Source organism: Azospirillum sp. (assembly GCF_035628975.1).
Classification (GTDB): domain Bacteria; phylum Pseudomonadota; class Alphaproteobacteria; order Azospirillales; family Azospirillaceae; genus Azospirillum.
On sequence record NZ_DASPIS010000010.1, the window covers coordinates 1 to 23,647 of the forward strand.

Consider the following 23,647-nt stretch of genomic DNA (forward strand, 5'->3'; position numbering starts at 1 on the left):
GCCGGCATCCTGTCGGCCGACGAGGCTTTGGCCAAGCGCTATATCGAGCTGGGCTGCACCTTCGTTGCCGTCGGCTCCGACCTCGGCATCCTCGCCCGCACCTCCGAACAGCTCGCCGCCAAGTTCAAGACGAACGCCTGACCCTGCGACCGCTTTCCAAGACCGGCGTGCGCCCGCGATTTTTCCGAATTTTCCGCGCACGCACGCCGTCCCATCGATACCCTGTCGCAAATCATGCCGGTGGAGAACGGAACCGCTGTCCGGTCAGCACCGCTGACCTTCTTGAAGCGCCATTTTCCAGGCATTCCGCGGATTTGCCGGCAGAAGGCCGAACCGCCCGAATCGATTCGGCTTCCCCACCCCCGCAGGCCCCCCGCGACCACCGGGAGGTGCGGCAGAAGGGCACTGTGCGCCTTTGCCGCGGTACCGGCGGCGGGAGGGTGGTGGCGGGGATGTGAACGGGCTATGGATAAATTCGGCGACTATGTCACTGGGTTGTCCGAATCTTTGGGGAAATAACCCGAAAGGAGTGCGAATCGCCGCTTGGTCAGAAATCCTGCCGTTTATTTGCCGTCGAATTGATCGGGTGGGGATGGTACTACCAATCCAAAGAAAACCCGAGAGGAGACATCCACCATCATGCGGACGGCGACGAAGGATCTGGCGGGCGACTTGCGGCAGCAGCTGGCCGAACTGGTGCGCAGCCGGGTTCCGAACGCGCGGGCAGAGCGCTTCGTGAAGCGCTTCTACGCCAACGTGCCCCCCGACGACCTGCTGCGCGGCACACCGGAACAGCTTTACGGTGCGGCGCTCGCGATGTGGCAATGGGCACAGCAACGCACGCCCGGCAAGCCCAAGGTTCGGGTCTATGCGCCGCGGCTGGACGAGCACGGCTGGCAGTCCGAACGCTCGGTGGTGGAGATCGTCAACGACGACATGCCCTTCCTGGTCGATTCCGTCACGGCGGAGTTGAACCGGCAGGGCGTCACCGTCCACCTCGTCATCCATCCGGTCACCCGCGTCGTCCGCGACGCCGAGGGCCGCATCGTCGAGCTTCTGGAAGCCGACGAAGAGAAGGACGGCGCGCGCGACGAATCCTTCATGCACTGCTCCATCGACCCGTTGTCGGATCCGGCCGCCCAGGCCCGTCTGCGCGCCGGCATCGAACGGGTGCTGGCCGATGTCCGCGCCGCGGTGGAGGACTGGACCCCGATGCGCGAGCGCGTCCGCGCCGCCCGCGACGACATCGCCCACGCCCCCGATGCCGAGGAATCCAAGGAAGCCACCGACTTCCTGACCTGGGTCGACGACGGCAACATGACCCTGCTGGGCAGCCGCCTCTACACCGCCACCATCGGCGGCGACGGGCGGGAGCCCTGGCTGGAGCTGGTCGAGGGCAGCGGGCTGGGAGTGCTGCGCGACCCGGAGATCACCGTCTTCGACGAGCACGGCCACGCCGCCGTCCTGCCCGCCGAAATCCGCGCCTTCCTGCACCAGCCGCGCGCGCTCCTGGTGACCAAGGGCACCCGGCAGGCCACCGTCCACCGCTCGGTGCCGCTCGACGCCATCCTGGTCAAGCGCTTCGACGGGCAGGGCAATGTCCTCGGCATCACCCTGTCGGTCGGCCTGTTCACCTCCGTCGCCTACAACCGCAGCCCGCGCGAGATCCCGTTCCTGCGCCGCAAGGTCGCCCGCGTCATGGGCCGCGCCGGTTTCGATCCGTCGGGCCATGACGGCAAGGCGCTGCTGAACATCCTGGAGACCTATCCGCGCGACGAGCTGTTCCAGACCCCGTCCGACGAGCTGTTCGAAACCGCGCTCGGCATCCTGCATCTGCAGGAACGCCAGCGGCTTGCCCTGTTCGTCCGCCGCGACCCGTTCGAACGCTTCGTCTCGGCGCTGGTCTTCGTGCCGCGCGACCGCTACGACACGGCGCTCCGCCGCAAGATCCAGGGCGTGCTGGAGACGGCCTTCCACGGCAGCTGCACCTCCTACTTCACCCAGCTGTCGGACAGCGCGCTCGCCCGCCTGCACCTGATGGTGAAGACGGAGCCGGGCAGGATCCCCGCCGCAGACATCAGCGAGATCGAGGCCCGGCTGGTCCAGGTCTCCCGCAGCTGGGCCGACCGGCTGCGCGATGCGCTGGTCGAGGCGCATGGCGAGGAAATCGGCAACGCCCGCCTGCGCCGCTATGCCGACGCCTTCCCGGCCGGCTACCGCGAGACCTTCACCGCGGAAACCGCCGTCCACGACATCGACCGCATCGAACGCGCGCTCTCCGAACAGCGGCTCGGCATCGTGCTGTTCCACCCGCTGGAGGCGGACGGCGACGAGCTGCACGTCAAGATCTACCACCAGGGCCGGCCGGTGCCGCTGTCCGACGTGCTGCCGATGCTGGAGCACATGGACCTGAAGGTGATCACCGAACAGCCCTACGAGGTCCGCCCGGCCGGCGGCGCCCCGTCGGTCTGGATCCACGACTTCTCCGCCCGCACCCAGACCGGCCTGCCCGTCGACTGCGTCAAGGTCAAGCAGACCTTCCAGGAGGCCTTTGCCGACATCTGGGACGGCCGGATGGAGGATGACGGCTTCAACCGGCTGGTGCTGCGCGCCGGGCTGGGGGCCCGTGAGGTCACGGTTCTGCGCGCCTATGCCAAGTACCTGAAGCAGGCCCGCTTCGCCTACGCCCAGGACACCATCGAGGCGACGCTGTCCGGCCATCCGCAGATCGCCCGCCTGCTGTCCCGCCTCTTCGCCGCCCGCTTCGATCCGGCCAATCAAACCGACGAAGCGCCGATCCTGGAGCAAATCGAGGACGCGCTGGACGCCGTCACCAATCTGGACGACGACCGTATCCTGCGCCGTTTCGTCAACCTGATCCGCGCCACCCTGCGCACCAACGCCTACCAGACTGCCCCGGACGGCACGGCGAAGCCCCACCTGTCCTTCAAGTTGGACAGCGGCTCCATCGAAGAACTGCCGCTGCCCCGCCCGTGGGTGGAGGTCTTCGTCTACAGCCCGCGCATGGAAGGCGTCCATCTGCGCGGCGGCAAGGTCGCCCGCGGCGGCATCCGCTGGTCCGATAGGCGTGAGGATTTCCGCACCGAGATCCTCGGCCTGATGAAGGCGCAGATGGTGAAGAACACCGTCATCGTGCCGGTGGGATCCAAGGGCGGCTTCGTCGTCAAGCGGCCGCCCGCTCCCAGCGCCGGCCGCGAGGCGGCGCTCGCCGAAGGCATCGAGTGCTACAAGACGCTGATGCGCGGCCTGCTGGACATCACCGACAACCTGGCCGCCGACGGCTCGGTGGTGCCGCCGAAGAACGTGGTGCGCCACGATGTGGAGCGTTGGGGGGACGACCCCTATCTGGTGGTCGCCGCCGACAAGGGCACGGCCACCTTCTCCGACATCGCCAACGGGGTGTCGGTCGACCATGGCTTCTGGCTGGGCGACGCCTTCGCCTCGGGCGGCTCGGCCGGTTACGACCACAAGGTGATGGGCATCACCGCCCGCGGCGCCTGGGAATCGGTGAAGCGCCATTTCCGCGAGATGGGCACCGACATCCAGACCACCGACTTCACCGTGGTCGGCGTCGGCGACATGTCGGGCGACGTGTTCGGCAACGGCATGTTGCTGTCCCGCCACATCCGCCTGCTGGCCGCCTTCGACCACCGCCACATCTTCCTCGATCCCGATCCCGACGCCGAAACGAGCTGGGAGGAGCGCAACCGGCTGTTCGCCCTGCCCCGCTCCTCCTGGGCCGACTACGACCGCTCCAAGCTGTCGAAGGGCGCGATGATCGTGGAGCGCAGCGCCAAGACGGTGGAACTGACGGCGGAGGTCCGCGCCTGCTTCGGCATCGAGCAGACCCACCTGTCCCCGGCCGAGCTGATGCGCCGCCTGCTGACCGCGGAAGTCGACCTGCTGTGGTTCGGCGGCATCGGCACCTACATCAAGGCATCGACCGAGACGAACGCCGAAGCCGGCGACAAGGCCAACGACGCGCTGCGCGTCGACGGCGGCCAGATCCGCGCCAAGGTGGTCGGCGAAGGCGCCAATCTGGGCGTCACCCAGCGCGGCCGTATCGAAGCGGCGCAGAAGGGCCGCGACGGCAAGGGCGTGCGGCTGAACACCGACGCCATCGACAATTCCGCCGGCGTCGACACCTCCGACCATGAGGTGAACATCAAGATCCTGCTAGGCGACGTCATGGCGCGGGGCGACATGACGCTGAAGCAGCGCGACACCCTGCTGTCGGCCATGACCGACGAGGTGGCGGGTCTGGTGCTGGCCGACAACTACCGGCAGACCGGCGCATTGACCATCGCCGAAGCGCAAGGCGCCGCCCTGCTGGAGGCGCAGTCCCGCTTCATCCGCAACCTGGAGCGCAACGGCCGGCTGAACCGCGCCATCGAGTATCTGCCGACCGACGAGGAATTGGCCCAGCGCATGGCCGAGCGTCGCGGCCTGACCCGGCCGGAGCTGGCGGTGCTGCTGGCCTACGCCAAGATCACGCTGTACGACGATCTGCTGGCGTCGGAACTGCCGGACGATCCGGCGACGGTCGAGGACCTGCTGCGCTACTTCCCGCAGCCGCTGCGCGATGGCCATCGCGAGGCGATCTTCCGCCACCGCCTGCGCCGCGAGATCATCGCCTCCGCCGTCACCAACAGCCTGGTCAACCGCGTCGGCCCCACCTTCGTCCGCGACATGGTGGAGAAGACCGGCCTCGGCCCGGCGGACGTCGCCCGCGCCTATGCCATCACCCGCGACGTGTTCCAGCTTCGCCCGCTGTGGGATGCCATCGACGGTCTGGACAATGCGGTCCCGGCCGCCCTGCAGACCACGCTGATGCTGGAGACGGTCCATCTGATGGATCGTGCGGTCGCCTGGTTCCTGGCCCACAGCCCGCATCCGCTGGATCTGGGCCGGGAGTCCGCCGCCTTCCGTCCGGGGGTGGAGGCTTTGGCCGCCGGGCTCGACCATTTCCTGGATGCCGAGGAATCCTCCCGCCTTGCCGCCCGTGTCGCCGATGCCACCGCCCAGGGCGTGCCGGAGGATCTGGCCCGCCGTGTCGCCGCCTTGCCGGTGCTGGCCGCCGCCCCGGATCTGGTGCGGATCGCCGAGCGCACCGGCCGTGCGGTGGAGGGCGTCGCCTCGGTCTATTTCGGGCTGGGCCGCCGCTTCGGCCTGGAATGGCTGCGCGACCGCGCCGACGGCGCCAAGGTCGACAACCACTGGCAGCGTCAGGCGGTAGCCGCGATCATCGACGACCTGTTCGCACACCAGAGCGCGCTGACCATCCGCGTGCTGGAGAGCGAAGGCGACGAGTCCGCGGCGGTCGATGCCTGGATCGCCAGCCGCAGCCTCGTGGTGGAACGCGTCGAGCAACTGCTGGCCGAGCTGCGCGCCCAGCCGGCGGTCGACCTCGCCATGCTGGCGGTCGCCAACCGGCAGCTGCGCGGCCTGATCGCGGGGTGATGAGCACACAGGGATAGGAGACGCTCGGTTCGGACGGCCCGGTCGCGCAGCTTTGCGCAGCCGGGCCGCCGGAACGCCGGTGCCTTTGCAGGCACGTTCGGGCACCGGCTTTCAGTCTCCTTGCCTCGGGCGGATCCGCTTGACCGCGGGTCCGCCCATTTTCTATTTCGAAAGCAACCTCTGCGGATAGCGGACCGCTCTGCGATTCAACCTCTGCCCGCGGCCGGCGGGAGGGCGATGCGGGTCGCCCGCGCCTCCCGCGGACAGCGGCCGAAGCGCCGCTTGAAGGCGGTGGCGAAGTTGGCCGGGCTGGAATAGCCGGCGAGATAGGCGGCCTCCGTCACGCTGACACCCTCGCACTCCAGCGCCGTCCGCGCCCGCTCCATCCGGCGCGCCCGCTCATACTCGAACACCGACATGCCATGGCCGGCGCGGAACAGCCGGTGCAGCGTGCTGACGCTCATCCCGGCATGGCGGGCGACCTCTTCCAGCCGCAGCGGCGCGTCGTCGTCCGGGTCGCGGCTCTCCAGATAGTCGCAGGCGATGCGCAGGCGGGCACGGTCCCGGCTGCTCAACAGGTTGGCGGCCGGTATGTCGACCATGCCCAGCGCATCGGCGACGATCTCCAGCGCGTGGCTTTCCAGATAGAGGCTTTCCAGCATCGGCGGGCAGGCGATCGGGCCGGTCAGCCGTTCCGCCAGCGCCACCTGCCGCGGCGTCGGCCGCAGCGTCAGGCTGGCGCCATGCGTCCGGCAGAAGCGCCGCAGGCCCCCCTCCCCCGCCGCCTCGCCGGCGACAGGGCTGCCATCGGTGTCGAACCAGTCCGGCGGCAGGCCCAGCGTGATCTTGCGCACCCAGTTGCCGCGCATCGCACGGCGCTGGAACCGGTCCTCCTCCGTGCGGGACAGCAGGAATAGGACGGGCTCCCGCGCGGCCGACAAGGCATAGCGGCGCTCGCCGAGCGAGATGTCGACCTCGCCCCGTAGGAACAGCGCCACCGTCAACCCCGCCCCGGCCGCCGCCGCCGTCGTCATGTCGCGCAGATCGACCGCGTCGGTGGCGTGCAGCGACAGGCCGCTGCGCAGCATCTCCATGCGGAACCGGCCGCGCAGCACGATGTCGTCGGGATCGAGCGAGGGGACGATCGCCGGCAGCGCCTCGCCCCCGCGGTTGCCGCGCGCCACCAGATCCCGCCAACGGAGCGGACTTTCAGCCCCCAATACGTCGCCATCCGTCATCGCCCCATCCCCGTCATCTGGCGAACCGGCAAAGGAGTTTGACCGGCACGCAAAGGCATCGTCGGCGCAGCGCGGGCTATACCAGCGTGAACAGCGTCCAGCACGCTGGAACCAAATTGCGAATGCGTCTCATTCTCGGATATCACAGCGGGGGCCGATGGTCCAGCGGGCGTGATCCGGGGGTGACGCGAAAGGATGGACTGCCGACCATGACCAGCCGATTCCGTCACCGGATCACCAGCACGACCGCCCTCCTCACCCTGTCGCTGATCGCACAGGCCGTCCCGGCTCTCGCCCAGGCCGGCAGTGCGACAGACAAGGCTGTCACCCTCCCCTCCGTCGCGGTGGAGGGCGAGGCGCCCCGCCCGGTGGAGGCGGCGACCGTCATCGACCGGAAGACCATCGACCGCGAGGTGCCGCAGACCCTGCGCGACCTGTTCCAGGACGAGCCGAGCATCACCGTCCCCGGCAGCAGCACCGCGGCGCAGAAGATCTATCTGCACGGCATCGACCAGAGCAAGCTGAACGTCACCATCGACGGTGCGGCCCAGCGCAACGGCATCTGGCACCACAACGGCAACCTGACGCTCGACCCGACCTTCCTGAAGTCGGTCCAGGTCGATCCCGGCGTGTCGCCGGCCGATGCCGGTCCGGGCGCGCTCGGCGGCGCGGTCGCCTTCAAGACGAAGGACGCCACCGACATGCTCCTGCCGGGGCAGGATGTCGGCGCCACCGCCATCCTCGGCTACGACACCAACTCCAAGACCTGGCGGACCACCGGCGCCGGCTATGCCGCCAAAAACGGCTTCGAGATCCTCGGCATCGGCACCCTGTCGCGCGGCAAGAACTACGAGAACGGCAACGGCGTGACCGAGGCCGGCACCGGCACCGATCTGGTCGGCGGCCTTGGCAAGCTGGCCTATGAGTCCGACGGCGGCCACCGCATCTCGGTGTCGGGCGAGCATGTGCGCGACGACGCGGTGCGCCGCCTGCGCTCGAACCTCGGCATCGTCGGCGGGCCGACCGGGCCGCTGATGAACAGCAACACCGCGACCCGCACCACCGCCGTCGTCAGCTACGAGACCACGCAGCCGACCGACTGGTTCAATCCCGGCGTCACTTTCACCTACACCCGCAACCGGCTGGAGCGGCCGAACGAGAATCGCCGCACCACCGCGCACGGCGCCTTCGACAGCGAGGTCGACACCATCGGCCTGACGGTGAAGAACAGCTTCGCCATCCCCACCGGCACCCTGACCGCCGGCTTCGACCTCTCCCGCGACGACATCCACATCGACCGCTTCCACTTCACCACCGACGCGAACGAGCGGATCACCAATGTCGGCGGCTTCCTGCAGGCCCGTCTGGCCCCGGTGGAGCGGCTGCGCCTGTCCACCGGCGTCCGCATCGACCACCAGAGCTACCGGTCGGTCGACAAGAAGACCTTCGACAACACCGGCATCAGCCCCAACCTGTCGGCCGATTACGCCCTGACCGACCGGCTCACCGCCTTCGGCGGCTACAGCTACAACTGGGGCGGGCTGGAGATGGCCGAGGCCGCCCTGTTCCACGCCGCCAACTACCGCTATTCCAGCGACCTGGAGCCGGTGACCGCCCACAACATGCGCGCCGGCCTGCGCTATGCCCACCAGGGCCTGCGGCTGGAGGCGGCGGCCTTCCTCACCTACATGGAGAACCCGGTCGCCTGGAACTACACCACCTACACCCGCGTCAACGGCGAGGATCTGCGCACGAGGGGCTTCGACCTGACCGCCGGCTATGACTGGAGCAATGCCGGGATCAGCGCGAAATACACCCACACCGACGTGAAGTACGGCAACCGCATGGCGCTGTCGTCGGACTACAACACGGCGGTCCCGGTCGGCAACCTCTTGGCCTTCCACGGCCATTACGGCTTCAAGGATCTGCGCCTGACGCTGGGCGCCTCGGCGGAGATCGCGCTGAAGGTCGAGGACGACGCGCTGCGGGCCAACGGGTTCCGGTCGATCGACGGCTATCAGGTCGTCAACCTCTTCACCGAATGGAAGCCGCTGGAGACGGCGCCCAACTGGACCCTGCGGGCCGAGGCCAACAACATCTTCGACGCGGCCTATGTCAGCCGGTCCAGCTACGGCCAGACCTCCACCGTGCAGCCGGCGCTCGCGGAGGGGCGGACCTTCTATATCACCTCCACAGTCAAGTTCTGAGCGGGCCTACGATAGGGAGCGCATCCATGCTGACCGAAACGGCCACTGTTCCGACGGCCCTTGCCAACCGGTACCTGCAGCAGCTCTGCAAGCATTTCGCCCACAAGATCGCGGTGCGCTACGACGCCGCCAGCGGCGAGGCGCAATTCCCCTGGGGACGCTGCACGATGACGGCTTCCGAAGGCATCCTGACCCTGCGTTGCGAGGCGGCGGACACCGAGGCGCTGGCCCGCGTCAAGGCGGTGGTGGACGACCATCTGGTCCGCTTCGCCTGGAAGGAGGGGCTGAAGCCGGACTGGACTCCCGCCGGCTGACGCCGGCCGGTCTGATCCTGGCCGGTCCGGCATTCGGCGGTCTTCACCGACCGCCGGATCCGGGCTCTTGTCCATTTTCGTCTCGTCCGCCAGCCGGCACCGCGCCAGTTCGCGCTGCCGCTCGGCCATCGCCGCTTCGCGGGCACGGGCACGGCGGCGCTGCTCCTCGGTGCGGGCGCGCAAGCACTGTTCCTGGCGCAGGCGGGAGGCCAGACGCCGCAGGTCGTCGGCGGCCCGGCTCTCCGCCACCGTCGGCAGCGCGGCCAGAGCGTCGCGGAAGTCGCCCAGCGTCGGGAACCGGCTCCAGCCGCTGCGGAAATTCGACCAGACCGCCTCGAATGCCGCCATCCAGCGGTCCGCCGGCCAATCGGCCATCGCCCGCACGTCCGCCTCCAGCAGCTCGGCATCCGGCAGTTCCAGCGCGAAGCGGTCGGCCAGCTTTTCCAGCCCGATCAGCACATTCTCGATCCCGATCGGCGGCGTCAGCGTGCCGATCGCCTGCTCCACCCGGTCGGCCAGCGCACCGATCTCCTCGGGCGACAGATCCTGCGTCTCGAACCGCAGGTCGGCGACCTCAAGACTGGCCAGCGAGGCGAAGGCGCAGGGCAGCGAGGGTTTCGCGGTTGCGGACGGCAGCATTGGATGCGGGATCGGGCGCGGATCCGCTGCGGGGAAGGACGGAACGGCGATCATGGCGGGGCTCCCGGCGGTGGTTGCGGATGGCGGACGGAATGGAGGGGGACGGCTCAGTTGCGGGATCGCGGGAGGCATCGGCCGGAGCGACCAGCTCGCGGAGGATCCAGCGCCGCCATGCGGCCCCCGGATCCGGCGGGCGGTAGCCGTTGCGGGCATGGGCCTTGCGGCACCAGGCCACGAACTTTGCGGTCACCCGGCCGGCATCGACCTCCGGCCGCTCCTGCGTCGCCCAGGCGAGATCGGCGGCATCGGGCTGCCAATCGACCGGCAAAGCCCCATCCCGCAGACCCATCTTCCCAGTCGCCATCTCCCCGCCAGATGGGGAGGAGGAGGATTCAGGATTCTGAGAGTCTAAGGAGAAGCCGGCCGGCGAACCGCCGATGTCAGCCGGCTGACAGGACAGGCCGGCGGTGACGCCCTCCATCCCCACCAGCTGATAGGCGAAACCGCGCAGGCCGCGCCGCGGCTTGGCGCAGACCAGCGAAGCCGACGAACCCTGCAGGCTCTTCAGCACGGCATTGAACCAGGCGCGGCTTTGCCCAAGCTCCTCCGCCAGCTCTCCTTGCGTGGCGGTGCAGACACCGTCGCGGTCGGCATGGGCATAGAGCGCGGACAATACCGCGATGTCGGCGGCCTGGATGCCGGGCACGGCAATCCAGCGCCTGTACATGTCGATGTACGGCTTCATTGAGACACCCGTCTGTCGGTCGATCCGTGGACGGGTGGAGACAAAGGAAGGGCGTCGACGGACTCGGGATGAATCCGCTTGGCTTCACGGGCCTGCCCTGCCATCATGGAGTCGCCAAACCGCCAGATGTGGGGTGCCCGGGTTTCCCTCGGTCTCCTCCGTCCGACACGAAGGGCCCGGAGCAATCCGGGCCTTTTGTGTTTGCGGAGGTCGGTCCTCCGTTACGTCATGGTGCTCTCCTTCAAGATGCCAGGATTCACACTGGCTCGTGGCGTCGGCCAGGAACTGGCATGGACGCAGGTTGATGGCGTGAGGGCGGTTTTCGCCCGTTTTTTGAAATGTGTACGTGCCGTTGCGCGTCTGTCCACGGTCTTCGGAAAGTGGCACATCAGCGACGTCGCAATGGGCGGCGGCGGGATTCTTCAGCGGGAATCAATCACTTGTGGTGGCATGTCGTCGGCCGTCCCGCTGCGAGTGTCGCCGTTGTGCCGAAAGATTCGGCTCCGAACGTCGCCGTTGTGCCGAAAGATTCTTGAGGATGAGAGCTTTGTGTCTGCCGGATCCTGGTTCCGAACGTCGCCGTTCTGCCGAATAATGGAGCCCTCCCCACCCCCGGCCGGCCAGAATCGGCGGAGAATCGGGCGGGAATCGGCCCTCCGGCGGATCGTCCGAACGTCGTCGTTCTGCCAGTCAGGGGCCGTTCAGGGGGCATTCCGACCCTGGCCTAGGCAGTGATGCAGGGCAATAATCCAACGAATACAATCAGTTATGACGAGCGCCACCCGTTCCGCCACCCCCCGGCACGGCAGAACGCAGACGTTGATGCCGCCACCGACCGGGTGAGAGCCGTCAGAGGCACCCCCGACCGCCTCCCATGGCCGCCCGCCGGCCCCCATCGGGAAAACTGGCAGAACGGCGACGTTCGACCGGGCAAATCGCACCGTTCGCGGGAATCTTTCGGCAGAACGGCGACGTTTGAGCCGGAGCGGTGGAACAGGGGGGCGGGCTTGTGGATTATGGCTGCAACCCACTTGAAGCCGCACAGCACCCGCGGAGAGATCGCATGTCACAGACCACCAACGCCGAGCTGCTCGACCGGCCGCTGCAATTGGCTCTGCGGCTCGATTCACCGCTGACCGGCGATGTCCAGAACGACCGCCACATGATGGTCTACAGCCTGTTCGGCCTGTCGAAGGACAAGGCGGAATCGCTGCCGACCTATGACGACGGCAAGGTGCGGATCGAGGTGCGGGCACCGAAGAATGTCGGCGTCGCCACCATCTGGGACAAGGCGGTGCTGCTCTACGCCATCTCTCTGCTGCGCGAGAAGATGGAATCGGGCAAGGGCCCGTCCAAGTTGGGCGAGCTTCACTTCACCACCAGCGACCTCCAGCGCATCGTCGGCAAGACCGCGGGCGGCAGCGCCTATGACAAGATCGAAGGGGCGCTGGAACGGCTGCAGGGCACACAGATCAAGACCAACCTGGAAACCGGCGGGGAGGGCGAAAGCGGCGCCTTCTCGTGGATTTCCGACTACAAGCTGCTCTACCAGCGCAAAAAGGACGGCGAGCGCGCGGTGCGCGGGCTGAAGCTGACTCTGTCGGGCTGGGTCACCCGTGCGGCTCTCGGCCACAATCTGCTGAGCTACGACGACCAGTATTTCGCGTTGAAGCCGGTGGAAAAGCGCCTTTACGAAATCGCGCGCGCCCACCTCGCCCGCGGCCATGCCTTCTGGATGGCGCTGGAGCCGTTGCGCAAACGCGTCGGTTCCGACAACGACCTGCGCAAGTTCAAGAACGCGCTGGGTCCGGTCCTGGCCGCCGACCGCATCCCCGGCTATGGCGTGCGCATCGTGGAGACGGCGGAATACAAGGAGACGATGAAGGCGCGCGGCGCCGTTCTGGGCCGAGTGCTGAACGCCGACCTGCCGGTGCTGTTCTGGAAGAAGGACCAGGGCCAGCCGGAAAACTGGATCGACGTTCCCAAGGTGGAATACGACGAGACGGTGTGAATGGCAGCTGGTCCTGATACAGCCATCACGTCTGGAGATCGTTCGCAGGCAAAGCCCCGCCCCACAAGGGGAGAAGGGCATTCGAAGTGGAACGCCGTCACCTGAATCCCAAAAGCGATCCCCCCTTCCCCCTTCGGTAGACACCCGTTGCCGGAGTGGCGACGACTTGATAGGGTCGCCGCAACCGGTGCCGGGGCAGGAGGACGGGGCGTGACAGGGGAACAGTTGAAGGCGTTGCGGGAACGGCGCGGCCTGACCCAGACGCAGATGGCGGCGTTCGTCAACGAACTGACCGGCCGCAAATACGACAAGCAGCGGCTGAGCAAGTGGGAAACCGGCAAGGAGGCCCTGCCCCGCGACGTGCTGGGACGGCTTCTGCTGCTGGATCTGGAACGGCCGGAAAGCCCCCTGCCCCGCCGCGGCACCACGGTCGCCGTCGGCCTGCAGAAAGGCGGCACCGCCAAGACCGCGACCTCCATCAACCTCGCCTTCATCCTGGCGCGCGCCGGCAACCGCGTGCTGCTGGTCGATGCCGATCCGCAGGGCAACGCCACCGTGCATGTCGGCGTGCCGCAGACCGACGTGGTGGCGCTGACCGAGGCCGGGAAGGTCCTCTATCACGCGCTGATGGGCAAGACCCCGCTCGACGCGGTGATCCGCCCGACCGGCGTCGAGGGGTTGGATGTCGTGCCGTCCAGCATCGCGCTGGCGAGTGCCGACACCGAACTGCCGGGCAACCTGACCAATGCGCAGACCGCGCTGGCCGAGATGCTGGACGGCGTGCGGGAGCGCTATGACGTGATCGTCATCGATTGCGCCCCCAATCTGGGTGCCGTGACCATCAACGCCCTGACAGCCGCCGATTATGTGCTGGTGCCCTGTCAAGCGGAGCCGCACGCCATCCTCGGCGTCAGCGCCTTTCTCGACACCGTCGCCAAGATCCAGCGCCGGCTGAACCCGCGGCTGGAGGTGCTGGGCATCCTGCCGACCATGGTCAACCCGCGCCAGACCCAGGACCGGTCGTCGCTGGACGACATCCAGCGGCTGTGGGGCGACAGCCGCCGCGTGTTCCCGCCGGTGCCGCGCGCGACCATCTATGCCCAGGCGGCCGGCGCCAACGTCATCACGCTGGATGCCGACATCGGTGCCCCCGGTGTGGAGAGCTATGCCGCCATCGCCGCTGCGCTGCTGACCGCCATGGGCCGCCTGCAGGAGACCGTCGATGCCGCCTAAGAAGCTGACCCGCCAGACCGCCGCCACCGTGCTTCAGGCCAAGGAGGCCGGCTTCGCCGCCGAGACCGACCGCATGTTCGGGCTGAGCGGCGTGCTGCCCCGGCTGGTCGAGGTCGATCTTGACGCCGTCGAGACCAATCCCGGCCAGCCGCGCACGGTGTTCGACGACGAGTCCCTGCGCTCGCTGGCGGACTCGATCGCGCGCCACGGGTTGCAGCAACCAGTCCTGGTGCAGGAGGGGGCGGAGAAGGGGCGCTACCGTCTGGTGGCCGGCGAGCGGCGGCTGCGCGCCCACCGTCTGCTCGGCCGCGGCACCATCGCCGCGATCATCACCAAAGGCCGCCCTGAAGAGATCGCGCTGATCGAGAATGTCCAGCGCGTGGATCTGGACGCCATCGACCTCGCCCGCGGCCTGTCGCAGCTGATCGAGGCGCACGGCTACACCCAGGCGGAGGTGGCGGCGGCCGTCGGCTGTTCGGAGGCCGAGGTGTCCAAGCGCCTGAAGGTGCTGCGCCTGCCCGACGACATCCTCGCCGACTACCGCGCCAACCCTGACGCGGTCTCCCGCTCCGCCCTGGTCGAACTGGCCTTCGTCGAGGACGAGGCGGAGCTGCGCCGACTTTGGCAGACGGCGCGCACCGGCGGGTTGACGGTGGGCGCGGTGCGGGCTGCCCGGCCGGCGGCATCCTCCACGGCCGAGCCGATGCGGGTGCTGGGCAAGGCGATCAACCGCATGGACAAGGATCTGGCCGCCATCGACACGGTCGCCCAATCCCTGCAGCGCGAACATCGCGAAAGGCTGCAGGCCCTGCGCGATCGCATCGACGCCCTGCTGAACGGCTGAGGGTTTCGCACTCGAAAGCACGCATGGGTTGCCTGGTCGATAGCACGCGACCGCCGGTTGCTTTCGAGTGCGAAAGCCTCTGGCGGTCGTCCAGGGTGACCGCCTGCCCTGCCCCATGGTAAGGATTGCCGGCAAGACTACGACGCGACGGATCAGCGATGCCGGCTGTGCAGAGACGACATTTTCTTGGCGCGTTCGGGGGCCTTCTCGGAGCCGCCGCGCTGTCCGGCGCGGTGCCGCGGCCGGCGCTGGCCGCCGCCGGAGCCCTGCGGATCGGGCTGAAGTCCCTGCCGGCGGCGCTCAATCCGCTGACCGTCAGCGACCTGGTCGCGCGGCAGATCCTGGGCTCGATGTATGAAAGCCTGACCAGCGTCGATACCCAGGGCCGCATCCTGCCGGGTCTCGCCACCGCTTGGGAAGCCTCGGAGGATGCACGGCATTGGCGGCTGACGATCCGCGACGGCGTGACCTTCCACACCGGACGCCCCTTAACCGCTGCGTCCGTCAAACGCAGTTTCGAAGCGGCTCTGGCGGGTGACGGCGCCAACTTCGCATTGCTGGCCCTGTCCAAGGTCCGCGGCTTTCGCGAACTGCGGGCAAAGACGACCAGCGAGCTGTCGGGCGTCACCGTGATCGACGACCGGACGCTGGAGGTGGTCTGCGACGAACCCAACGCCGTCTTCCCCTTCGCCCGCATCCACATCGTCGATGTCGAGGCGGCCGAGCAGGCCGGTCCCGACTGGTTCCGCACCATGTCGGCGGGCACCGGCCCCTACCGGCTGGCCCGCTCGACCGAGGGCATCCGCATCGATGTGGAGGCCAATCCCGGCTGGCGCGGCGGTGCGGTGCCGTTCGAGCGGGTGTCCTTCCTCGCCACCGGCATCGGCAATGACGGCATCACGCTGTTCAACGACAGCCAGGTCGATTTCACCTTCGTCGACACCGATGCGTTGCGCGGGGTGATGGACGATCCCGGCTTCAAAAGGTCGCTGTCCAACGTGCAGCGGATGCAGATGCGGGTGGTGGCGCTCGATCCGCGCCGGGTGAAGGCCTTTGCCGATCTGCGGGTGCGCCGGGCGATGTCGCTGCTGATCGACCGCAACGCGATGGCGGAGCGGTTCTTCCGCGGCGTGGCTGCCGTCCATAACGGCGTCGTCCCACCGGCCCTGCTGTCGAACGAAAGGCTGGAGCCGCTGGCCTACGATCCGACCTTGGCGGCACGCCTGCTGGAAGAGGCCGGTTATCCGGCTGGGCGCGGCATCGATCCTTTCACCGTCACCGTCGTGCCGGAATACCGGCGCGAGTTCGTCTATTACGTGTCGCAATGGAACAATGCCGGTATCCCGGCGAAGCTGGTCACCGCCCCGCGGCAGGAGTTCATCGCCCGCTCCCGCCGGCGCGACTACGATTCCTTCCTGTTCGGCTGGACCGCCACCTACCCCGACCCGATGAACTTCCTGGACGAGCTGTTCAGCAGCCGCAGCCGCTTCAATCCCGTCGGCTGGTCCAATGCGGAGTTCGACGGCCTGGTCGAACGCGCGATGGCCATCGCGGACCCTGAACGCCGCGCAGAGGTCTACAAGGATGCCGAGTGTCTGGTGATGAAGGATCTGCCGGTGATCCCGCTGGTGGTGCCTGATTACGTGGCGTTGCGCGGCAATGTGCTGAGCGAGAATTTCATCACGCCGTTCGGCGGCCTCAACTTTGGCTGATCAGGCGAAGGGCAGGGCGGCGCCGACAAGAAAAAAGCCCCTGTCCGGCTGACGGACAGGGGCTTTTCGCTGAAGCCGCCGGGTGGTGTCAGGCGTCCTGTGACCGCGCTTCGCGCAGACAGTCGGCGCTCTTAGCCTCGCGGAGGCAGTCGGCAGCCTTCGCTTCGCGCAGGCAGTCGGCGGCCTTCGCTTCGCGCAGGCAGTCGGCGGCCTTCGCCTCACGCAGACAGTCGGCAACCTCCGCCTCACGGAGGCAATCCGCCACCTTCGCTTCACGCAGGCAGTCGGCCGCCTTCGCTTCGCGCAGGCAATCGGCAGCCTTCGCCTCGCGGAGGCAATCGGCAGCCTTCGCCTCGCGGAGGCAATCAGCAGCCTCCGCCTCACGGAGGCAATCAGCAACCTCCGCCTCACGGAGGCAATCCGCCACCTTCGCTTCGCGCAGGCAATCCGCGGTGGCGAACAGGCGAGCGCTGTCGGCGCGGGCGGCGGCCATGCGGTCGGCAGCGACGGCGACGCCGTTGTGGTGGAGGTACTCGCCATACACCGCCTCGCAGAAGCGGAAGTAGGCGCGGGTGTCGGCGACGATGAACTCGTGCCACAGATCGTCGCAAGCGGCGGACTGCGGAACGATGTCGCGGTCCGGATGCTCGGCGCAGGCCAGCAGGAAGGCCTTCAACTGGTGCAGCGCGATCTCGGACGTGGCGCGGGTCATGCCCGCGGCGACCGCCCGGTCAACCACATAGCCGAAGTCGAAACCGGCGATGATGTCCCGGGCACGCGTGATGTCGGTCGTGGTGGCGCCGCGCATGGAATCCTCCGAGGTTGCTTGTTTCCAGCCCGTGACGCGGGTTGCAAGACTGGTTCCGGGCATGGCGTCAATGTTGTGCCACAGCACAGCCGGATATGTGAGTTTATTTTTAGTTCTAAGCGTCCGGCGCCCGGCCGATGACTTCGGCCGACCCGGTCTTATGCAGGGTGGGTATTATGCGGGGCGGGAGGTATCGGCGGCGACGGACAGGGCCGGCCGCGAGGCGGTCATCGCCTCCACCAGCGTCGACAGGCGGTCGGGCATGATCGGCTTGGCGGCCACGATCACGCCCATCTCCGCCGCCCGGCTGGTCACCGCCCCGTCGAGCCGGCCGGAGATCAGCACCGCCGGGATGCGCAGGCCCAGCCGCGTCCAGACCTCCGCGATGAAATCCAGGCCGTTCTCGGTGGCGGACAGGTGATAGTCGGCGATCACCGCATCGGGACGGACGGTCCCGTCCTCCACCGCCCGCAGGCCCTGCGCGACGGTGGAGGCGCCGACGACGCGATGCCCGGCACTGGTCAGGAACATGGAGATGGCGGACAGCACGAAACTGTCGTCGTCGATCACCAGGATCGCGATCTCCCCCTCCTTCGCCGGTGCGTCCGCCAGCGTCGCCATCGTGGCGGCAGGGGCAGGAGCAGGAATTGGGGTAGGGGCGGGTGGAGCGGCGGAGACGGCCGGCCGGGCCACCGGAACAGGGGGCCCAGGCTCCACTGCAACGCTTTCCACCGCAGCGGCCTCCACCGGGGCCAGCGGAATGGTAACGGAGAAGACCGATCCCTTGCCCAGCGTCGAGCGCACCTTCACCGGGTGGTCCAGCACCGTCGCCAGCCGTTTGACGATCGACAGCCCAAGGCCGATGCCGTTGTCGCGGTTGCGCTCCGGGTTGCCGATCTGGTGGAACTCCTCGAAGATGGCGTCCAGCCTGTCTTCGGGGATGCCGATGCCGGTGTCCCGCACCTCGACGATCAGGGTGCCGCCGGATTCCAGACAGGCGACCTGCACCTGCCCGCTGGCCGTGTAGCGGATCGCGTTGTCGATCAGATTGCCCAGCAGGCGCAGCAGCAGGATGCGGTCGGTCACCACCGGCGCCCGGTATTGCGGCACGGCGAAGGCCAGCCCCTTGTTGCGCGCCACCGGGCCGTACTGCGATTCCAGCGCGTCGAACAGGTCGGCGACCTCATGCACGGCCTTGTTCGCCGCGACGCCGCCGGCGTCCAGCCGCGACACCTCCAGCAACTCGTCCAGCAGCTGCTTCAGGGTCATCACGACCTGTTCGATCTTGCGCGCCGATTCCGCCACCTTCGGGGTGGGGGCGGTGGCGCGCAGCATCGCGGTCAGCATCAGCAGCGATTGGGCCGGCTGGCGCAGGTCGTGGCTGGCGGCGGCCATGAATTTGGCCTTCGACGCCACCGCCTGCTCCGCCCGTTCCTTGGCGACGCGCAGGTCGATGGCGTTCTGCCGGAAGGTGGCGAGCGCCTTTGCCATGCGGCCGATCTCGTCGTCGCGGTGACGCACCGGCACGTCCACCGACACGTCGCCAGCCGCCAGATCGGCCATGGCGCGGGTCATGCCGGCGATGGGCAGGGTCATGCCGCGGGTCGCCCACACCACCCCCAGGACCACCAGCAGGAGGGTGACGGCGCCGACCCCGCTCAGCACCAGCACATGGTGGCGGATGGCCGCGTCGGTCGGGCCGGTGTCCAGCCGGACCAGCAGGGTGCCGATGTTGCGGACGGCGCCCGTGCGGTCCTGGTGGGTCAGCGGCACGGCGGCGGCGGTGGCGGTGGCGTCGCTGACGATGGCCGCGCCCGGCTTGCGGAAGGTGGCGAAGCGTTCGCCATGGGTCCCCAGGATCACCGCCTCGGCGAAGCTGTCGATCGAGCGCAGCGGCATCAGCGCCGTCGCCGCCTCTTCGGGGTCGAGGTCCCACAGCGCGTTCGCCACGTCGTCCAGCACGATCCTGGTCGCCATCTCCGCCCGGATGGCCAGCTCGGCCCGGGTGTTGCGCACGTCGGCCTGGATCAGGACCACCATGGGCACGGCGATCAGCACCGACACCAGCAGCACCGCCGATGCCGTCGTTCGGGCGACCAGGCTCCGTGAAAAAACCTTGAACAGCATGCCGAAGCCCACGAAAACACGACGACTACGAACAATTCGCGCAGGGCATCCTAGCCGAAGCGGCGGCCAAACACGACAGCCGCGTGGTGCCGATCCTACCGTCGCCATCGATCGGTGGGCGCTTCGCCCGCTTTCGGCAGCGGGACTATATAAAAAGCTCATATGACTGTTTCGAATCGTTTCTTTTTCTTGTTGCATTGCCTGTGTAAAAGTTCATCCCCGATTTCGGACTCCGGAATTGGGGCGGGATCGGGATTGCCGCTGGGGGGCGGAGCATGGGAACCGGCATCATCATCGCCCTTGCGCACGGCGTCGGGCTGCTGGCGCTGGTCCTGCTTGCCTACCGTTACGTGCTGCGGCGGTTCGGGACGCGGCGCCTGCCCTTCGCCCTGCTGTCCGGCCTGCTGTTCGGCGTGGCCGCCGCCATCTCGATGCTCGACGCCTACCCGGTCGAAGGCGGGGTTCTGGTCGACCTGCGCAACGTGATGATCGGGCTGGCCGGGCTGTTCGGCGGCTGGCCGGCCGCCCTGATCTCCGCCCTTGCTGCCGGCGGGGTGCGGCTGTGGCTGGGCGGCATGGGCTCGCTGACCGGTCTGGTGGGCATCCTGCTGACCGCGCTGGTGGCGCCGCTGCTGGCCCGCCCGATGGAGCGGCGCGCCGCCGGCGCAGCCAACCGAGGGGAAGGGAAGGGCGCCTTCGGCTTCGGCCTGCTGTCCCTGTTCGGGCTGGCCATCACGCCGCTGACCCTGACGGCCTTCCTGCTGCTGCCCGACCTGGGGCTTGCCATGCGGGTGCTGGAGGAGGCGGCGCTGCCGCTGACCGCCTTCACCACGCTCGGCATCGGCCTGCTCGGCACCATGCTGGCGCGGGAGCACCGTCGCGTCGACGACGAGAACGCCCTGACCGAGAACGCCGCCCTGTTCCGCGCCGTGTTCGACAGCTCCGCCGACAGCCTGGCGATCATCCGCGTCGGCGAAAAGGGCAGCTTCACCCTGCACAGCGCCAACGCCGCCGCCCTGCGGGCGATGGGCGACCGCGCGGCCGACGCGCCGGGCAAGCCGCTCGACAGCCTGCTGCCGCCCGATCTGGCCGCCAAGGCGATGGCCGACCTGCAATCCTGCATCGATGCCGGCGCCCCCACCCGCTTCGAGGAGCAGCACACCCACGACGGCGTCACCCGCTGGTGGGAGGTGTCGCAGGTGCCGATCCGCGACGAGAGCGGCGCCATCGTCATGCTGTCGGTCGGCGCCCGCGACATCACCCGCCGGCACGAGGCCGAACGCGCGATCCGCGCCAGCGAGGCGCGCTACCGCCTGCTGGCGCGCAGCGTCACCGACATCATCGGCCGCATCGGGCTGGACGGCGTGCGGCATTTCTGTTCGGAGGCGACGCGCGACAGCCTGGGCTGCGCGCCCGCCGAGCTGATCGGTCGCCCGCTGGTGGAGCGGGTCCACCCCGACGACCGCGACGCCCTGTCCGCCGGCTTGGCCCGCCTGACCCCCGACCGTCCGACCCTGAAGACCACCTACCGCCTGCGCCATGCCGACGGCCGCTGGGTGTGGATCGAGGCGGCGGTGCGGCTGGTCACCGACGACTGGGGCGCCCCGCAGGATTACGTCAGCGTCGAGCGCGACGTCACCGCCCGCAAGATCATGGAGGCGGAGCTTCAGGACGCCCGCCAAGCCGCGGAATCGGCCAGCCGCAGCAAGACCGAGTTCCTGGCGAGCCTGAGCCACGAGCTGCGCACCCCGATGAACGCCGTCATCGGCTTCGCCGACCTGATCGCGCGGGAGTCGGAGGGGCCGGTCGGCACCGCCCATTACCGCGACTTCGCCGTCAACATCCGCGACAGCGGCCAGCATCTGCTGGAGCTGATCAACGAGATCCTCGACCATGTCCGTGCCGAGGCCGGGCAGCTGGTGCTGGACGACGAGGCGGTTGACCTCGACGCCGCCGCCACCTTCGCCATCCGCCTGCTGACCCCGCGCGCGGCCCGCGCCGGCATCGTCCTCTCGGCGCGGGTGGACCCCGCCGCCCGCCACCTGCGCGGCGACGAGCGGCGCCTCCGCCAGATCCTGCTGAACCTGCTGTCCAACGCCGTCAAATACACGCCCTCCGGCGGCGCCGTCTCGCTGACCGCCGGCCCGGCCCCCGCCCCCACCTATGACGGCGGCCTGCTGCTGGAGGTGCGCGACACCGGCATCGGCATTCCCGAACAGGATCTGGGCCGCGTCCTGCTGGCCTACACCCGCGTCGAGAGCCCGGCCAACCGCCAGACCGAGGGCGCCGGGCTGGGCCTGCCGCTGACCCGCCGGCTGGTGGAGCTGCATGGCGGCACCATGACGCTGTCGAGCCGGGTGGGGCAGGGCACCACCGTCACCCTCCATTTCCCGCCCGACCGTCTGGCCGACGAGAGCGGCGGCACCGTCCGCCCGCCGTCGGACCGGCCCGGCCTGTCGATCCTGATGGTGGATGACGACCACAACATCCTGGAGCACGGCTGCGCCCTGCTGCGCAGCTGGGGCCACCGGGTGATCGGCGCGTCCGGAGCCGGCGAGGCCCTGGTGGTGCTGCGCGGGGACGAGCCGCTGGACCTGCTGTTCAGCGACATCGTGATGCCGCCGGGCATGAATGGCGCGGAGCTGGCGCGCGAGGCCCGGCGCCTGCGCCCCGACCTGCCGGTTCTGCTGGCCTCGGGCTTCGCCGCCCATGCGGTGGTGGCCGACGACGTGGCGCTGGGCGGCTACGACCTGATCGCCAAGCCCTACGACCCGCTGGAGCTGCGCGACCGTCTGGCCCGCCTGCACCCGCCGGCCCCGTCTCCGCCCCTGGCCCTACCCCCGACCCCGCCCCAGCCGGCCCCCGAGCCCACCCCCGAACCCGCCCCGCCGCCTGCCGCCGGGCCGCCCCCGCCGCCCCCGTCCCCGCCAACAGCCGAGCCGCCCGCCCCGAAGCCCGCCCCCGCGCCATCGGCGGCCGAGCCCCTGCGCATCCTGGTGGCGGAGGATGTGGAGATGAACCGCCTGCTGGCCGTCACCCTGCTGAAGCAGGCCGGCCACAGCGTCGCGGCGGTGGAGGACGGGGCGCAGGCGGTTGCGGCGGCAGCGGCGGTTGATGGGCGCGAGCCGTTCGACGCGATCCTGATGGACGTGAACATGCCGGTGATGGACGGCCTGGAGGCGACGCGCGCCATCCGCGCCATGCCCGGCCCGGCCGGCCGCGTCGCCATCGTGGCGCTGACCGCCAACACCTTCCCCGACGACATCGCCCGCTGCTACGAGGCCGGCATGGACTGCCATGTGCCCAAGCCCATCGACCGCATGCTGCTGCTGACCGAGATCGCCCGCTGCGTCGCGTCACGGCGGGCGGTGGAGGCGATGGGGGAGGAGTAGGGGAGGTAATAATTTCTGATTTGCGCCAGAAGCAAATGTCACTGATCACGCCATGGCTATAACAGTTATCAAAATTCAGGGCGTCACCGGTGAAAAAAGTAAACAGGCAATTTGGAGGGGTCATGGAAAATAGAATTATGCAAAAGCTAAAGGCATCATCAACGAGAGCGCTCTTTAATATTTTGATATAGGAGTATTTTTACTTTTGACGACGGGAAAAACGAGCAATTTTCTTGTTTTGAGCAGGGCGATGATTGCTGGTGTTGCCACCATTTAGGCTGCCGCCGCGGGGTTAAGTCAGTCAGAGAGTAGGTGTAGAGAGCAATCCGCTTGAAGGGAACCGCCCGTAAAAGTAGGATTGCTAGCAACAGATAACAGTGAGTAGCTAAAATGCCGATCGCTTTTATTCCTACTATCGGCCGGAAAAATGATAGTGCTGTCTCAGCCAGCATCATCAAATTTCTGCGCGACGGCAAAGTGTATCCGCAGGACGCGGATATAGTACTCTACACAGGCTGGCCGCAGGTGAAAGACTATGATGGTCGCACACATAGCTCTGATTTGACCATATTCGGTAATGACTATGGTATCAAACTCGTAAAGATTTCACTGTCGTCAAACTACAACGACGTTAAGCGAGAGGCGCAGAGCATCTTGCAAGCGGCGGCTACTACCGATGCGCTGATGAGCAAGAGTCTCAAGCTGAAGCGGCGGCGTAAGCTGATCTTCGACGTGATCCCGATCATCTATGCCCCTAAGAGTCGGACTCGGAATCGGCATGGCTGTGGCTATGTCCGGGCCACCCGTCTTGAGAGCAGTTTGACGCTGGCGATGAAGATCCAGGCGACGGCACTCTCGACGGTGGCCTCGAAGTCCTTGGCGAGGCGGCGATTGCG

The 23,647-nt window shown here is 68.1% G+C and carries 12 protein-coding genes and 1 pseudogene; 8 read left to right on the forward strand and 5 right to left on the reverse strand.

What is annotated here, in order from left to right:
• Positions 1–639: 639 nt before the first annotated feature.
• Positions 640–5,481, forward strand: a complete 4,842-nt coding sequence (locus tag VD964_RS02595) for an NAD-glutamate dehydrogenase (RefSeq protein ID WP_324865250.1) — start codon at positions 640–642, stop codon at positions 5,479–5,481.
• Positions 5,482–5,687: 206 nt separating this feature from the next.
• Here VD964_RS02595 and VD964_RS02600 read toward each other — a convergent pair whose 3' ends face one another.
• Positions 5,688–6,719 carry an AraC family transcriptional regulator gene (locus VD964_RS02600; protein WP_324865252.1) on the reverse strand — a complete coding sequence of 344 codons (1,032 nt, stop codon included), beginning with the start codon at positions 6,717–6,719 and terminating at the stop codon, positions 5,688–5,690.
• 209 nt (positions 6,720–6,928) lie between these two features.
• On the opposite strand from VD964_RS02600, the gene VD964_RS02605 reads away from it, so the two are divergent.
• Entirely contained in the window at positions 6,929–8,926 is a 1,998-nt protein-coding gene (locus tag VD964_RS02605; protein WP_324865255.1) for a TonB-dependent receptor domain-containing protein, read from the forward strand.
• 26 nt (positions 8,927–8,952) lie between these two features.
• Complete coding sequence (locus VD964_RS02610; RefSeq protein WP_324865257.1) at positions 8,953–9,240, forward strand: DUF2218 domain-containing protein; 288 nt, start codon at positions 8,953–8,955, stop codon at positions 9,238–9,240.
• Between the two features lie 574 nt (positions 9,241–9,814).
• On the opposite strand, the gene VD964_RS02615 is transcribed toward VD964_RS02610, so the two are convergent.
• Positions 9,815–10,624, reverse strand: coding sequence for a MarR family transcriptional regulator (locus VD964_RS02615; protein ID WP_324865259.1), 810 nt, complete (start codon positions 10,622–10,624; stop codon positions 9,815–9,817).
• Between the two features lie 1,063 nt (positions 10,625–11,687).
• On the opposite strand from VD964_RS02615, the gene VD964_RS02620 reads away from it, so the two are divergent.
• The 4 genes from VD964_RS02620 to VD964_RS02635 all read left to right on the forward strand — a co-directional run bounded on the left by VD964_RS02620 (position 11,688) and on the right by VD964_RS02635 (position 16,424).
• Positions 11,688–12,635, forward strand: coding sequence for a replication initiator protein A (locus tag VD964_RS02620; RefSeq protein ID WP_149228246.1), 948 nt, complete (start codon positions 11,688–11,690; stop codon positions 12,633–12,635).
• A 210-nt stretch (positions 12,636–12,845) separates the two neighbouring features.
• Complete coding sequence (locus tag VD964_RS02625) at positions 12,846–13,868, forward strand: AAA family ATPase (RefSeq protein WP_324865262.1); 1,023 nt, start codon at positions 12,846–12,848, stop codon at positions 13,866–13,868.
• Entirely contained in the window at positions 13,858–14,712 is an 855-nt protein-coding gene (locus VD964_RS02630) for a ParB/RepB/Spo0J family partition protein (protein ID WP_324865264.1), read from the forward strand. Before VD964_RS02625 ends, VD964_RS02630 begins: the two co-directional genes overlap by 11 nt.
• Positions 14,713–14,870: 158 nt before the next feature.
• Positions 14,871–16,424: an ABC transporter substrate-binding protein gene (locus tag VD964_RS02635; protein WP_324865266.1), complete on the forward strand. Its 1,554-nt coding sequence runs from the start codon at positions 14,871–14,873 to the stop codon at positions 16,422–16,424.
• A gap of 88 nt (positions 16,425–16,512) precedes the next feature.
• Here VD964_RS02635 and VD964_RS02640 read toward each other — a convergent pair whose 3' ends face one another.
• Positions 16,513–17,232, reverse strand: a complete 720-nt coding sequence (locus VD964_RS02640) for a hypothetical protein (protein ID WP_324865268.1) — start codon at positions 17,230–17,232, stop codon at positions 16,513–16,515.
• 174 nt (positions 17,233–17,406) lie between these two features.
• Entirely contained in the window at positions 17,407–19,359 is a 1,953-nt protein-coding gene (locus VD964_RS02645) for an ATP-binding response regulator (RefSeq protein WP_324865270.1), read from the reverse strand.
• A gap of 275 nt (positions 19,360–19,634) precedes the next feature.
• Here VD964_RS02645 and VD964_RS02650 point away from each other — a divergent pair, with 275 nt between their 5' ends.
• Complete coding sequence (locus tag VD964_RS02650) at positions 19,635–22,751, forward strand: response regulator (RefSeq protein ID WP_324865272.1); 3,117 nt, start codon at positions 19,635–19,637, stop codon at positions 22,749–22,751.
• Between the two features lie 788 nt (positions 22,752–23,539).
• Here the strand turns inward: VD964_RS02650 and VD964_RS02655 are convergent.
• A pseudogene (locus VD964_RS02655) lies at positions 23,540–23,647 on the reverse strand (IS5/IS1182 family transposase); the annotation flags it as partial.